The organism is Pseudoalteromonas sp. 1CM17D, assembly GCF_023161805.1.
Classification (GTDB): Bacteria; Pseudomonadota; Gammaproteobacteria; order Enterobacterales; family Alteromonadaceae; genus Pseudoalteromonas; species Pseudoalteromonas atlantica.
In genome coordinates this window covers 328,964-343,090 of the sequence record NZ_JALNTP010000003.1, presented here as the reverse complement: position 1 = coordinate 343,090, position 14,127 = coordinate 328,964, and the positions used below count along the sequence as shown (strand labels likewise).

Genomic DNA, 14,127 nt, shown 5'->3' with positions numbered 1-14,127 from the left:
AGCTTGCTAGCCCTATTTGCTACAATTTTAATGTGTATACCAAATCATCATAACGTGTATTATTAATAGTGTGCGCTTGCGTATTAATGCCAGTTAACGTTAATCCACACTTTTGTAATACCTTTTCAGACCCTATATTCCCCTTTGTAACCACGGCTTTAAACTGTGTAATACCGCATTGTTGCCATGCCCACTCAATCACGGCACGCAATGACTCACTGGCAAAGCCTTGATTAAAATACGCGGGTAAAAACAAATAGCCTAGCTCAGCTTGCTCAAGTTCGTATGTAAACCCCGTTACACCCATGGGCTCATTTGAATGCTTATCAAATACCACAAGGCAAAGTGGATGAGTAGAAGTGCTATCCCAACTTTTTAAACGTTGTTCAAACCGGCTGCGTACAAACGCTTCGCTGGGCATATCGTAGCAATAACGGATCACGGTAGGATTTTGATGTAACTGCAAAAATAATGGCCAATCACTGCTTTGAAGTGGGCGCATTGCCAATCGTGCTGTAAACAACTGCATGATGGTTTACCTCTTATCTACTTAGCTGCAAATTAAGCTAACATACTTTATAGCAAGCCACTTAATTATAAGTCTTATTTGAGGGTAAAAACCTGTCGATAACTAAATAAAAACTGGCAATTTAGGTTTTATAAATGCACGTTTTTAACACAGGTAGCGACACGTTTAGCCCCGCAGAATGATTAAGTATTATTGCGGGTTGGTATTATTGCGCCCTAGTATTCTATATTTACAAATAGCAGATATAAAAAAACCGCATATAATGCGGTTTTTTTAATCAAGCTGTTTTACGAGTCTTGTTTTGGTGAGTCAACGCTCTCTTCTTGAGGTTGCTCATCAGCAGGTTCTGCTTCTATAGCTTGTTCAGCAACAGGTGCTGGGCTTGGCTCATCTGCAACAGGCTGCGTTTGATAAAACTTAGCGCCTGATTCAGCCATACTTACTAACGTGTCGCATGGGGCAAAATTTGCATTGTTATTCGCTAATGTAGACATTTCAGAGCTAACCTTGCTGGCGCCCAATTTATCCATATAGCTAAACGGTCCACCTAAAAACGGTGGGAAGCCAATACCAAATATAGCGCCAATGTCGCCATCACGTGGGCTGGCAATAATGCCATCGTCTAAACAACGCACGGCTTCGTTAAGCATTTGTGATACACAGCGCTTAGCAATTTCGCTTTTATTTAAACGCGGTGCAGGGGTTACACCTAATAGCTCATACACTGACTCGTCAACTTTTTTGCTCTTTTTATCGTACTCATAAAAACCACGACCCGTTTTACGGCCTAGGCGTTTTGAATCAATCATACGAGAAAATGCATCTGGCGCTTTAAAACGCTCGCCTAATTCTTTTTCAAGAATTGGGGCTATTTTAGAGCCTATATCAATCCCTACTTCATCAAGTAAAGCAAGCGGCCCAACTGGGAAACCAAACTCTACAAGGGCTGCATCAATTTTTTCAATTGGCTCACCGGCAAGCATTAAATTAGCTGCTTCATTTACATAAGGCGCTAAAATACGGTTTACGTAAAAGCCTGCCATGTCTTTTACCACAATGGGCGTTTTACCTTGCTTACGTGCAAAGTTAACTACGCGCGCTATAGTCTCTTGTGAAGTCCCTTCGTGCGGAATAATCTCCACTAATGGCATTTTTTCAACTGGCGAGAAGTAATGCAGGCCTATCACGTTTTCAGGGCGCTGTGCCTGTGCTGCAATTTGTGAAATAGGCAGTGATGACGTGTTACTTGCAAAAATAGTATTGCTTTGGCATTGCTGCTCTATATCGGCAACCATACCTTGCTTTAAGGCTAAATCTTCAAAAACAGCTTCTACTACTAAATCAATGTGTTTAAAGCCACTGTAGTCGGTAGTACCGGTAATACGGTTCATTGTTAACTGCATATCAGCTTTAGACATAATGCGGCGTTTAAGGCGCTTATCTAAAATTTTGTAGGTGTAGTTCATGGCATTACTAATGCCCTGCTCTGCTACATCTTTAATACGTACAGGTACTTTGGCTTTTACTGCGCTTACATGCGCAATACCAGCACCCATTAGGCCGCCACCTAAAACAGCTGTTTTACTGATTGCTGGCGCATCGTCGTTGCGCCACTCTTTTTTCATTTCAGTGGTTGCAAAGAAAATACCGCGAAGCGCTTTAGATTCATCACTCATTACAAGTGTTGCAAAGCTTTCAGCTTCTGTTTTGTATGCTTTTAATTTATCAAGCTCTACACTTGCACGCACAGCTTTAATAATCGCAAGCGGTGCAGGATAATGTCCGCCGGTTTTTTTAAGGACGTTTTCTTTGGCTTTTTTAAAGATAAAGTTGCGGCCAAACGGGTTTGACTCTAATAATTTGCTTACTTTATCAAGCTTTGGCTCTTTATCTGCTGGCTTTTTCTTAGCGGCAAATTCTTTAGCGACTTTTAGTAATACGCTCTGTGGTACTACATCATCTAATACGCCTGCTTTTTTAGCTTGCTTAGGGCGAATCTGCTTGCCTGTTAGCATCCATTCAAGTGCTTTTTGAATGCCTACAATTTTAGTTAAACGCTGCGTACCACCGCCACCTGGTAATAAACCAAGTTGTACTTCAGGCAGGCCTACTTTAGTCATATCGCTATCTGTGCCTACGCGGTAATCACACGCTAAAGCAAACTCTAAACCACCACCAAGCGCAGCACCATGTATTGCACTTACTGTTGTATAAGGTAGTTTTGTCATATCAAAAAAGGCTTGATGACAAAGTTCACTAATTGCTAACGCATCTTCACGCTTTTGCACGCTATCAAGCATTTTTACATCAGCGCCCGCGATAAAGTTATCGCTTTTACCACTTATAAATACCATCCCCTTTACTGACTCTTGCTTAGCCGCTTCAAGTAAAGCTTTTAAGTCATCAGCGAATGAGTCGCGCAGGGTGTTCATTTTCTCACCCGGCACATCAATGGTTACTACGGCAATTTTGTTTTCATCTACCGTTAAATTAAATACTGAATCTGTCATTACGCGCTCTCCAATACAAAGGCTGCACCTAAACCACCAGCAGCACACGCTGTTGTTAATGCTAAACCGCCACCACGACGTTTAAGCTCGTGTAAGCTTTGCGTAATTAAACGAGCACCGGTTGCTGCAAATGGGTGACCATATGCCAGTGAGCCGCCATTAACGTTAAACTTATCCATGTTAATTTCGCCAATTGCTTTGCTACGACCAAGTTGCTCTTGCGCAAACTTATCTGATGCAAACATTTTCATATTGGCAAGTGTTTGCGATGCAAAGGCTTCGTGCATTTCAATTAAATCTAAATCAGCAAGTGTAATTCCTGCTCTATCTAGTGCGATAGGCGTTGAATGCGCTGGGCCCATTAGCATGTCTTTTTCTACACCAATTGCCGAAAACGCAAAGCTACGTACATAACCTAAAATTTCGTAGCCTAGTGCTTTTGCTTTGCTTTCGCTCATCATCAGTACGGCAGCTGCACCATCGGTTAATGGTGTTGCATTTGCAGCGGTAACCGAGCCATGTTGGCGGTCAAATACCGGTTTAAGCTTAGCGTAGCCTTCAACTGTAGAATTTTTACGAATGTTATTATCTTCTTCAATAAAGCTTTTATATGGCGGTAAGTGCGCCGTCATTACTTCATCTTTTAACTTGCCATCGGCCCATGCTTGGGTTGCAAGTGAATGCGAGCGATGCGCTAGTGCATCTTGATCTTCACGGCTTATGTTATGTGTTTTAGCCATTTGCTCAGCAGTTTGCCCCATTGAAAGGCCTGTTGAGTACTCAGCAACCGCAGGCGGTACTGGTAATAAATCTTTTAAACGCAGTTTTGAGAATATTTGTAAACGCTGGCCTAAGGTACGTGCTTTGTTTAAATCAACTAAGCTACCTGCCAATTTTTTACTTACGCCAATAGGTAATACTGAAGATGAGTCGGCGCCACCGGCAATACCTACATTTACAGAGCCTGCCATAATAGACTCAGCTACATTAGCAATGGCCTGAAAGCTGGTAGCACATGCGCGCGATACAGAATACGCATCTACGCCTACTGGCATACCCGTACCTAAAACAATTTCACGTGCAATATTTGGCGCTTCTGGCATTTGTACTACTTGACCAAATACAAGTTGATCGATTTCTGACTTGTCGAAATTTAATCGTTCAAGCATTTCGTTAACCACCAACTTACCCATATCAAGGGCTGGTACATGGTGAAACGCTGTTGCTTGTTTTGCAAAAGGAGTACGTAAGCCGCTAACGATGGCAATACGGTCGCCTTTTGGTGTTTTTAGTATGTTTTGCTCAGACATTTATGCTCTCCCGCTGACAGGTCTGACCTGTTTGTTTTCCTCGATTCTAAACAACCCGTGTGCTAAAGCCAATAGATAAACACAAATTTATACAAAAGCACTAAAGGTAGATATATACATAGTGCTTAATATTGACTACCACAATAGGCTTTTTTACGCGTTTTTACAAAGTTTTGTGGTACGCTAAAAACCGTTAAAAAATAACGAACTATTTTTAAAAATACAGTCTAACTCTTGAGTTACTCACTTATAAACCTTATAACTAGGTCAGTATTAATCACCTAAAATAAATTAGGTACAAACCCAGCTGACGAGGAAGTCTATTTATTATGGCAGCTAACGCATTCAAACAATTAAAAACGTACTTAGATACACAAATTATTGGCCAGCCAGAGCTTACTCAAGCACTCCTTATTGCCATTTTAGCTGATGGCCATTTATTAGTAGAAGGCCCGCCAGGGCTTGCAAAAACCCGTGCAGTTAACGCCCTTGCTAAAGGCATTGAAGGCTCGTTCCAGCGCGTGCAGTTTACGCCCGACTTATTACCTGCCGATGTAACCGGCACCGATATTTACCGCCAACAAACCAGTGAATTTGTGTTTGAGAAAGGCCCTTTATTTCATAACCTTATTTTAGCCGATGAAATAAACCGTGCCCCAGCAAAAGTACAATCAGCACTACTAGAAGCCATGGCAGAGCGCCAAGTAACGGTAGGCAAAAACACCTACCCGCTAAGCGATTTGTTTATGGTAATGGCTACCCAAAACCCGCTGGAGCAAGAAGGGACTTATCCGCTGCCAGAGGCACAATTAGACCGCTTTTTATTACATTTAAGCATTGATTACCCAGGTGCAGAGCACGAGCTAGACATACTGCGGCTAACCCGTGGTGAAGCACTTAATGAACAACAAGCGGTTATGCAACAAATTACCCAAAGCGATTTATTTGCCGCTCGCCAAGCTATTTTAGGCTTGTATTTAGCCGAGCCGCTTGAGCAATATTTAGTACAGCTTATTATTGCCACTCGTGAAGGAGCTAAGTTTGATGAGCAACTTGGCCGTTGGATTGAGTTTGGCGCAAGTCCGCGTGCCACCATTGCACTTGATAAATGTGCCCGTGCCCACGCTTGGTTACATGACCGCGACTTTGTAGCACCCGATGACATTCAAGCCGTTGTACATAATGTACTGCGCCATCGTATTATTTTAAGCTACGAAGCACAGGCTGATGGCATTACTAAAGATCAGGTTATAAGCCGCATTGTTGAACTTGTAGCCGTACCCTAAGTTATGCAAACACAATTAGACTCAAAGGCGTGGCTAAAAGAAAGCCACAGCCACGGTGTAAATTTAGCGCTAAAAGAACTGCTGTATTACAAAGCTAAAGCACAGTTATTAGAGCTGGCACCAAAAGTTAAAATTAAAAACAGTTTAACTGGGCAATACCTTGCGCCCCATAAAGGCCGAGGCATGGAGTTTGCCGAAGTGCGTCATTACCAGCAAGGTGATGACATTCGCTCTATTGACTGGCGAGTAACAGCGCGTACCGGCGAAACCCATACAAAGCTTTTTCAAGAAGAAAAAGAGCGCCCTGTTTTTGTATTTACTGATTTTTCAAACTCTATGCTATTTGGCTCAAAGCTGCTGCTTAAGTCGGTACAGGCTGCGCACATTAGCGCGCTAGTTGCGTGGTCGGCGTGTCAACGCGGAGATAGAATTGGTGGTATCGTGTTTAATCAACACTCGCATTTAGAACTAAAGCCCAGCGCCCGCGAAAAAGCGGTATTAAAGCTGTGTCATAATCTATGCGACAGCCACCAGCAAGCACTTAACAATATAGATAAACAAGCAACCAACAACTTTAGCGATAATTTAAAACGCCTTAACCACTTAGCTAAACCTGGCAGCTTAGTGTATTTAGTCTCTGACTTTAATGGCTTAGATGATGCAAGCTTTAAACAATTAGAAATACTAAGCCGCCACTGTGAGCTGATAGGCTGTCATATAAGTGATCCGTTTGAACATACGCTCCCCGCGTTTAAAAACGCTGTCACTGTTAATGCCAACGGCCAAGATTTTGCGCTACCGCTTATGGATAAAAGCTTTAGAGAACGCTTTGCAAAAAACGCCGAGCAAGCATTTAGCACACGTCTAAATCGCTTAACTAAATCGGGTCTTAACTTAATATCATTCAATGCAGCGAGCCCGCTTGAGCTGCAATTAGTGAGAAAATAACCATGCAAACCAATCCACTCGATGGCCTGCACGGTATAATAGCGCCAAGCCAAGTTAGTTGGTGGCCACTCGCCCCTGCTTGGTGGGTTATTATTACCCTGCTGTTCATAGCAATCTGTGCAGCTGCTTTTTGGTTTTACAAAAATTATAAATTTAAAAAGCCTAAGCGCTACGCAATCGATTTAAGCCACAACGAGCAAAGCGCGCAAACACTTCATATTATTTTAAAGCGCCTAGTAATAGAGTATTACGATAAACGCCTAGCAACGCAATCAACAGCTAACTGGTGTAACACACTTAATACCTTAACCGGTTTAAGCTTTACCGAGCATGAGCTTTTAAGCCTGTATAATGCGCAGCAAACCAATGACGCGCTTAACGAAAAATTACGCCAAGGCATAAAGCAATTTAAACTAAAGGAGCCAGTACATGTTTGAATTTAGCTGGCCATGGTTGTTTTTATTACTACCTCTGCCCTTATTACTTTTATTATTAAAACCTGCTGCCAGTAACGCACATACCCGGTTACGTATTCCAAGCTTTGCCAAACATAACTTAGCCAGCCAAAGCCTTGAAAAAAGCGCACGTAGACTAACTATTTTTGAATGGCTACTTTGGCTATTACTGGTCACTGCTGCAGCCAACCCGACATGGTTAGACGACCCTATTTCATTACCTAATGAAGGGCGCGATATAATGCTTGCGGTCGATTTATCTGGCTCAATGACCGAACAAGACATGGCTTACAACGGCCAATATGTTGACCGCCTCACTATGGTAAAGGCGGTATTGAGTGACTTTATAGAGCAGCGCCAAGGTGACAGGTTAGGCCTGATATTATTTGGCGACACCGCATTTTTACAAACGCCACTGACTCGCGATGTTAAAACCGTAAGTAAAATGCTCAGCGAGTCTCAAATAGGCTTAGTTGGGCGTGCCACTGCTATTGGCGATGCGCTAGGTTTATCGGTAAAGCGTTTTGCCAACAAAGATAAAAGTAACCGTATTGTGGTGCTATTAACCGATGGCCAAAACACCGCAGGTAATTTAAAACCTGAAGATGCCCTACTCCTTGCCCGCGAGGAAGGCATAAAAGTATATACCATAGGTGTTGGCTCAGATAACCCCCGTGGATTTAGCCTATTTAATATGGGTGGTATGAGTGGGGGCAGCTTAGATGAAAGCTTGTTAAAAGACATTGCCGAACAAACCGGTGGGTTATATTTTAGAGCCAAAGATGTAGCTGGCCTTCAGCAAATTTACGCAGAGCTTGATAAATTAGAGCCAATTAGCGCAGATGAGCAAACATTTCGCCCGCAAAGCTCATTGTTTTACTACCCACTACTTATTGCTATTTTACTCATTAGTTTAAAAGTAATGTTAAGCACCTTACGTGCATTAAAGGAGCCTAACTAATGGACTTTACATTTATTCGTCCCGCTGTTTTGTGGCTTTTAATACCTGCACTTGCGTTGTTTTTTATAGCCTTTATTAAGCATAAAAAACAAAGCGCAGATAACCTAATTGCCCCTCATTTGGCGCCGTTTATTATGAACGAGTCAAACACTAAAGCCAGCCAGCCACTTTGGCTGGTCGCTGTATTTTGCTGTTTAGCTATTATTTTTAGTGCAGGTCCTAGTTTTGAAGAAAAACAGGTCCCTGTATTTCAAAGTAAAAGTGCCCGTGTGATTGTAATGGATATGTCGTACTCAATGTACAGTACCGATATAGCACCAAATCGTTTAATGCAATCACGCTTTAAAGCACTCGATATGATTGAGCTATTTAAAGAAGGCGACACCGCTTTAGTTGCCTATGCCGGCAGTGCATTTACTATTTCGCCACTTACAAACGATGCCACTACGCTTACTAATTTAATTCCGAGTTTAAGCCCCGACATTATGCCCGACAAAGGCTCTAATGTTTTAGCTGGCCTTGATATGGCAAAAGAGCTTTTAACACAAGCAGGCTATATTGATGGCGATATAATATTAGTCACCGATGGCATAGACCAAGAAGAGCAAAGCGATATTACTAGCTTTACCAGTAATTCTTCTTATCGGCTAAATATTTATGGCGTAGGCACAGAGCAAGGCGCTCCTATTAAATTACCTGAAGGCGGTTTTTTAAAAGACAGCTACGGTCAAATAGTCATCCCCACCATTAACATAAGCCGCTTAAAAAGCCTAGCGACGCGCAGTGGTGGAAAGTTTGCCCTTTACCAACCAAGCAGCAGTGACATAGCCACTTTTGCACCAAGTGCCAACAGTGAGTTATTAAAAGATGAAAAACAAAGCCATGCCCTGTGGCGCATAGACGCAGGTATATATGGGTTACTTATTTTACTGCCCTTAGGCCTTTATTTATTTAGAAGAGCAGCATTTGTAGGGGCCTTTTTAGTACTCAGCGTTTTGCCAACCCAACAGGCAAGTGCATTAGAGCTCCCCTCTTTTTTAAAAAACACTGATCAGCAAGCGCTAGATGCTTATAAAAATAAAGATTTTGAACGGGCCGCCAATGCCGACTCAAGCAGCTTAAAAGGGTCTGCGTTGTACCAACAAGGTAATTTTGATGCCGCACTAGAAGCCTTTAGTAAAGATAAATCAGCCACTGGTTTTTATAACTATGCCAACGCGCTTGCCAAATCAGGACAGCTAGAACAAGCCATAGATGCTTACAAACAAGCACAAACGCTACAACCTAACTTTAGCGAAGCCGCTGATAACCAAGCTTTGGTTGAGCAGTTGCTCGAGCAACAACAGCAGCAACAGCAGCAAGAGGGTGATTCGCAAGATAACCAGCAACAATCTGATCAAAGTGAGCAACAAAACAATCAGCAATCAGATCAAAGCCAACAAGGTGAAAATAGCGATTCTCAATCAGAGCAAAGTCAAGGCGAGCAATCACAAGATCAGCAAGGTGAGCCAAGTGATGAGTCTGACACTGAGCAAGACCAACAAAGTGCTGAGTCGGGTTCACAATCAGATAAACAAAATGAGCCAGAACTAGAAACTCAGCCACAAGCTAATCAAGAGCAAAAACAGCCTGAGCAAACAAACGAAGAACAAGCTGAAAATACTCAGCCGCAAACAGCGCAGCAGCAAACGTTAACAGATGAGCAAAAGCAAAACGCTCAACAACAAGCCGCGCAAGCACAAGCGAGTGAGCTCACCAACGAAGAGAAAGAAAAAGCCCAGCAGCTTAACCAGTTATTAAGAAAAGTACCGGACGATCCGGCAATTTTATTACGGAATAAAATGCAATTAGAAGCCCAAAAAAGACAATATCAACGTCGCCCTACAGGAGTAGAAAAATCATGGTAATGCGATTATTTTGCTGTTTATTGCTATTAAGTGCGATGCCATCATGGGCCGCCACCAAATTAGAGGCAAGTGTAGATAAAAACCCAGTCCTTGCTGGCGAATTTTTTATGCTTAACATTTCAGTGGACGACACAATAAAAAGCGAGCAACCCGACACCTCGGTGTTACTTAAAGACTTTGTGGTTGGGCCAACAAGTTTAAGTACGCGCACCAACATTATAAATGGCAGCATTAACAAGCAAACAACCTGGTCTGTTAAGTTAATGACCCGTAATGAAGGTGAATACACCATTCCGGCTTTTAACGTGGCCGGTTTAAGCTCGCAGCCAATAAAATTAAAAGTGGCAAAACGCGCTGCCGATGCTGATAAAAATAACGATATTTTTTTAAAAACATCGCTCTCAAGTGACTCGTTGTTTGTTCAAGAAGCTGGCGTATATACGATTAAACTCTACCTAGCAAAAGAGCTGCTTGATGGCAGCCTAAGTACGCCCAGTATGCAAGATGCACAGCTTACTCAATTAGGTAAACAAACCGAAAGCTATGAGCTTGTAGATGGTAAACGTTATTTAGTGATCACCCGAGAATACTTACTACAACCGCAAAAAAGTGGTGTATACACTATTGTTGGCCCTACGTTTCAAGGCCGTGTACAGCAAAATTACCGCCAATTAGAGGTGTCGGCTTTAGGGGATGATCAGCAACTTGAGATAAAACCTATTCCGGCAAACTATAAAGGCGCATGGCTACCCAGTGAGTTAGTTAATATTGATGAGCAGTGGCAGCCTGATGAAAATACAGTAGAAGTTGGCACGCCTATTACACGCACTATTACCTTAACCGCGTTAGGGGTTACTAAAGAGCAACTGCCCGAAATTGATATGAAAACCATTGCGGGGATTCGCAGTTACCCCGATGATGTAGAAACAAACAATGCCGTAAGAAACGGACGGGTTGTATCTCAGCAAACAGCGTCATTTGCGTTATTACCACAAAAAGCGGGCACTTATACCCTCCCAGAAATAACACTGCCTTGGTATAACACCAAAATAAACCGCATTAGTTACGCTACATTGCCTGAGCGCACTATAACGGTAACTCCTAGCGCCAATGCTATAAACCCAGGTGCTATTGCAAACGACAACCTTAATACAGGTGAGCCAACTTTGCCTGCTAACAAAGTAAGTAATACACAGCAGCCCAATACAACAATAGCCGCGCCGCAAAATGTTATTCCGCTTTGGTTAATTATTATTGCCGTGCTTGGGTATATTTTTTGGATAATCACTGCAATTTTTTATTGGTTAAGCCGTTCTACTAATAATGAGCAAAAAAATAACAGTGTATCTGTAAATAAAGCCCAAACGCTTTCATTAAACGCGCTTAAAAATGCAGCTAAATCAAATAATCTCAATGCATTTTATAGCGAACTAAATGAGGTAGCGATTAAGCTTACGGGCAAAAAGGTGGCTGCGATAGATACGTTAATACACAACATCAATAATGATGAACTGGCGACGCAGGTTAACCGTTTACAGTCAGCTCTTTATGCAAATAGCAGTGCAGATGTCGATCTTAATGCTATTATTAACATAATTGAGCAGCACCAAGTTCAACGTACAAAGTCGCAACAAGCTGTATTAAAAGACCTTTATTAACTAGTTTGATAAATTTAGGTCTTTTCATGCATTAAATAATAAATTTTAATTAAAAAAGTACTTATGCTTGGAAAGAAAAAATCAAATAATCAGGTCTTAGTTGATATGGCAGAGAAACAAAAGCGCTATGAAGCCTTGGTCCATGTATATAATAAGGAGCTTTATCGCTTTGCTTATTGGTTATGCCGTGACCCACATATTGCAGATGACCTAGTACAAGAAACGTTTTTACGTGCTTGGCGCTCGCTTGACTCATTATTGGATCAAAAAGCCGCCAAGCCGTGGCTGCTGACTATTTTGCGCAGAGAAAATGCACGTCGCTTTGAGCGCAAGCAGTTTGACTACAGCGATGTAGAAAACGATACACTTGTCGATGAAACCAGCCATTCGTTAGATGATGAAATGGAGCAAACGGTTATCCAACGCCAAATTGCGCTGCTATCTGATGAATACAGAGAACCCTTACTTCTGCAAGTTGTTATGGGGTGCTCTGGTGAAGAAATAGCAGAGATTCTCGATTTAAATAAAAACACGGTTATGACTCGTTTATACCGTGCCAGAAACCAACTTAAAGAGGCTTTGAGCCGTGATGATGAACAACTTAAAGGGGCATCAAAATAATGGATGAACTTGAGTTTCGTCGACGCACTATTGCGCAGCCAAACGATTTAGGTAAGGAGCTTTTAGAGTTTGCTAAAGAGAGCTCTGAGCGAAAAAACTTTATAAGCGATATGAAAGACTTTGATAAACAAATTCAAGATGCGTTAGATGTGCCTGTGCCTGACAACCTTGCTGAGCGTATTCTTTTAAACACCTCGTTAAAAGAAAAAGCAATGCAAGAAGAGCAAGCAACTGGGGATAACGTTGTAGATGCACGCTCACGTTTTAAGTTTGACCGTGTTCACTTAGCCCTAGCCGCGTCTTTTTTTGTAGCTATTGGCGCATTCTTTTTTAGCACAGAGCAACACATTGCTCATGAAGCAGGCGAACATGCTTTAACCCATGTTTACCATGAAATTACCGCCCTTGAAAAAACCAATGCTATTAGCCTACAAAGCGTTAACGATAAGCTTGCACTGCTTGGCGCTCATATAGAAGAGCTGCCTGGTAAAATTACTTATGCGATGTTTTGCGACTTTAAAGGTGAAAAAGGTCTGCACTTAATTTTTGAGTCGGACTTTGGCCCAATGACGGTCTTTATTGTTCCTTCTGAGAATAAGTCGTTTGGGTATGGCGAAGATGATTTTCATGATGCGCGCTTTGCTGGTCATATTAATCGAGGCGACAAAGCCGATACTATTTTAGTGGCTAATTCCGGCGCGCCAATTAATGTGTACAACGAGCGGGTTACCAATGCCATTCGCTGGCTGTAACTAGCGCTTAACGACTAAAAACCGCTGAGTAACACTGAGCGGTTTTTTTGTGCCTATTCAGCGCTCATTTTTCATCCAAAACAATTGATTTTAAATGTAATTATTAATTTTTACTGAAAAGTTAATTATACTCACCGCTCAGTTTAACTTAGGGAATTACATGAAGAACATCATCGTTATATTTTCATTACTTGCACTACTGTGTACAGCAAGTTTTGATGCACACGCACGCAAAAAGTTTGGTAGTAGTAAACGCGGTACAACCCCAGCAACACAACAAACCACACAAAAGCAAAAAGCCGATACCACAGCACCTGCAGCTAAGACAAAAAGCAGTAAAAAAGGCATTATGGCCGGCGTATTAGGCGGATTGTTAGCCGGCGGTTTAATTGCCGCTATGCTAGGAGATAACTTTGAGGGCATGCAGCTATTAGAAATTATTTTATTAGCAGGCGTTGCCTTTATTTTGTTTAAACTTATTACGGGGTTTATGCGCGCTCGCCACTCCCCGCAATTAGCCGATACTCACGCTACGGGGCACTCTGCTTTTAAGCAAGCAGCCCCAGAGCAACCTACCAGCAGTGGTTTTACCCAGCAAAGCGCACACACTGAGCAAGTACCTTTCAATTTACCCCCTAATTTTGACGTAAATGGCTTTTTACAAGGCGCGCGTAGCCACTATCACACTATGCAAACTGCGTGGAATAATGCAGATTACGCCACGATGGCTGAGTATTTAAGCCCATCGTTAGCTCAAGAGTTTAAAACTGAGCGCGAAGCGATTGAACGGGTAGCGACTGAGGTGATGTTTATTGATGCCGAGCTTGTGCGCGCTGAAACAACAGCAAATTCGTGGCAAGTAAGTGTGCAATTTAAAGGCAAATACCGCGACTTAGACGATAAAAAAGAAGAGCCTATTTTAGAGATTTGGCACCTTGAGCGTGCTACCACCTCAGATGCACCGTGGCTGATTGTAGGCGTAGAAGACTTAATCGATAGCGAATAGTGCTGTAATTATAGTTATACCAATTCGCTTAATTAAGTGATCTACTTTGAGGGTGGATAAACGTGTTGATAGCTCTGCAAAAAAATCGCTATTTAGGTGTTCTAAATGAGAGCTTTTTAACGCAGGTAGCGACACGTTTAGCCCCGCAAAATAATTAAGTATTATTGCGGATTGGTATTGGTGG

At 42.2% G+C, this 14,127-nt stretch carries 12 protein-coding genes; 9 read left to right on the top strand and 3 right to left on the bottom strand.

All coding sequences use genetic code 11. The annotated features are described in order from the left end of the window. Positions 1-19 precede the first annotated feature (19 nt). The 3 genes from MSC25_RS08055 to fadI form a co-directional block, all read right to left on the bottom strand. Positions 20-529, bottom strand: a complete 510-nt coding sequence (locus MSC25_RS08055; RefSeq protein ID WP_248443126.1) for a GNAT family N-acetyltransferase — start codon at positions 527-529, stop codon at positions 20-22. A gap of 287 nt (positions 530-816) precedes the next feature. Further along, positions 817-3,039, bottom strand: coding sequence for a fatty acid oxidation complex subunit alpha FadJ (gene fadJ, locus MSC25_RS08050; RefSeq protein WP_248443124.1), 2,223 nt, complete (start codon positions 3,037-3,039; stop codon positions 817-819). Beyond that, positions 3,039-4,349 (bottom strand): acetyl-CoA C-acyltransferase FadI, encoded by a 1,311-nt coding sequence (gene fadI, locus MSC25_RS08045; RefSeq protein ID WP_024031879.1) that lies wholly within the window; start codon positions 4,347-4,349, stop codon positions 3,039-3,041. The genes fadJ and fadI overlap by 1 nt, the downstream gene beginning before the upstream one ends. A gap of 329 nt (positions 4,350-4,678) precedes the next feature. Here fadI and MSC25_RS08040 point away from each other — a divergent pair, with 329 nt between their 5' ends. From MSC25_RS08040 to MSC25_RS08000, 9 genes are all read left to right on the top strand, one after another. Beyond that, positions 4,679-5,635 (top strand): MoxR family ATPase, encoded by a 957-nt coding sequence (locus tag MSC25_RS08040; RefSeq protein WP_248443123.1) that lies wholly within the window; start codon positions 4,679-4,681, stop codon positions 5,633-5,635. A 3-nt stretch (positions 5,636-5,638) separates the two neighbouring features. Continuing rightward, entirely contained in the window at positions 5,639-6,583 is a 945-nt protein-coding gene (locus tag MSC25_RS08035; RefSeq protein ID WP_029773480.1) for a DUF58 domain-containing protein, read from the top strand. Positions 6,584-6,585: 2 nt separating this feature from the next. After that, positions 6,586-7,020, top strand: a complete 435-nt coding sequence (locus MSC25_RS08030; protein WP_096042038.1) for a DUF4381 domain-containing protein — start codon at positions 6,586-6,588, stop codon at positions 7,018-7,020. Then, positions 7,013-7,999, top strand: a complete 987-nt coding sequence (locus MSC25_RS08025; protein ID WP_029773478.1) for a VWA domain-containing protein — start codon at positions 7,013-7,015, stop codon at positions 7,997-7,999. Before MSC25_RS08030 ends, MSC25_RS08025 begins: the two co-directional genes overlap by 8 nt. Continuing rightward, entirely contained in the window at positions 7,999-9,906 is a 1,908-nt protein-coding gene (locus MSC25_RS08020) for a VWA domain-containing protein (RefSeq protein ID WP_248443121.1), read from the top strand. The genes MSC25_RS08025 and MSC25_RS08020 overlap by 1 nt, the downstream gene beginning before the upstream one ends. Then, positions 9,900-11,564 (top strand): BatD family protein, encoded by a 1,665-nt coding sequence (locus MSC25_RS08015; RefSeq protein WP_248443119.1) that lies wholly within the window; start codon positions 9,900-9,902, stop codon positions 11,562-11,564. Before MSC25_RS08020 ends, MSC25_RS08015 begins: the two co-directional genes overlap by 7 nt. 63 nt (positions 11,565-11,627) lie before the next feature. Further along, positions 11,628-12,185 (top strand): sigma-70 family RNA polymerase sigma factor, encoded by a 558-nt coding sequence (locus MSC25_RS08010; protein WP_039972214.1) that lies wholly within the window; start codon positions 11,628-11,630, stop codon positions 12,183-12,185. Then, a complete protein-coding gene (locus tag MSC25_RS08005; RefSeq protein ID WP_248443115.1) occupies positions 12,185-12,937 on the top strand; it encodes a DUF3379 family protein in 753 nt (250 codons plus the stop codon). Before MSC25_RS08010 ends, MSC25_RS08005 begins: the two co-directional genes overlap by 1 nt. A 160-nt stretch (positions 12,938-13,097) precedes the next feature. Beyond that, on the top strand, positions 13,098-13,943 hold the full coding sequence (locus MSC25_RS08000) for a Tim44-like domain-containing protein (protein WP_248443113.1): 846 nt from the start codon (positions 13,098-13,100) through the stop codon (positions 13,941-13,943). Positions 13,944-14,127 lie beyond the last annotated feature (184 nt).

What these genes read in the sequence shown, in the direction of transcription:
- MSC25_RS08055 (WP_248443126.1), bottom strand. Translation starts at nt 529, where the DNA reads ATGCAGTTGTTTACAGCACGATTGGCAATGCGCCCACTTCAAAGCAGT.
- fadJ (WP_248443124.1), bottom strand. Translation starts at nt 3,039, where the DNA reads ATGACAGATTCAGTATTTAATTTAACGGTAGATGAAAACAAAATTGCC.
- fadI (WP_024031879.1), bottom strand. Translation starts at nt 4,349, where the DNA reads ATGTCTGAGCAAAACATACTAAAAACACCAAAAGGCGACCGTATTGCC.
- MSC25_RS08040 (WP_248443123.1), top strand. Translation starts at nt 4,679, where the DNA reads ATGGCAGCTAACGCATTCAAACAATTAAAAACGTACTTAGATACACAA.
- MSC25_RS08035 (WP_029773480.1), top strand. Translation starts at nt 5,639, where the DNA reads ATGCAAACACAATTAGACTCAAAGGCGTGGCTAAAAGAAAGCCACAGC.
- MSC25_RS08030 (WP_096042038.1), top strand. Translation starts at nt 6,586, where the DNA reads ATGCAAACCAATCCACTCGATGGCCTGCACGGTATAATAGCGCCAAGC.
- MSC25_RS08025 (WP_029773478.1), top strand. Translation starts at nt 7,013, where the DNA reads ATGTTTGAATTTAGCTGGCCATGGTTGTTTTTATTACTACCTCTGCCC.
- MSC25_RS08020 (WP_248443121.1), top strand. Translation starts at nt 7,999, where the DNA reads ATGGACTTTACATTTATTCGTCCCGCTGTTTTGTGGCTTTTAATACCT.
- MSC25_RS08015 (WP_248443119.1), top strand. Translation starts at nt 9,900, where the DNA reads ATGGTAATGCGATTATTTTGCTGTTTATTGCTATTAAGTGCGATGCCA.
- MSC25_RS08010 (WP_039972214.1), top strand. Translation starts at nt 11,628, where the DNA reads ATGCTTGGAAAGAAAAAATCAAATAATCAGGTCTTAGTTGATATGGCA.
- MSC25_RS08005 (WP_248443115.1), top strand. Translation starts at nt 12,185, where the DNA reads ATGGATGAACTTGAGTTTCGTCGACGCACTATTGCGCAGCCAAACGAT.
- MSC25_RS08000 (WP_248443113.1), top strand. Translation starts at nt 13,098, where the DNA reads ATGAAGAACATCATCGTTATATTTTCATTACTTGCACTACTGTGTACA.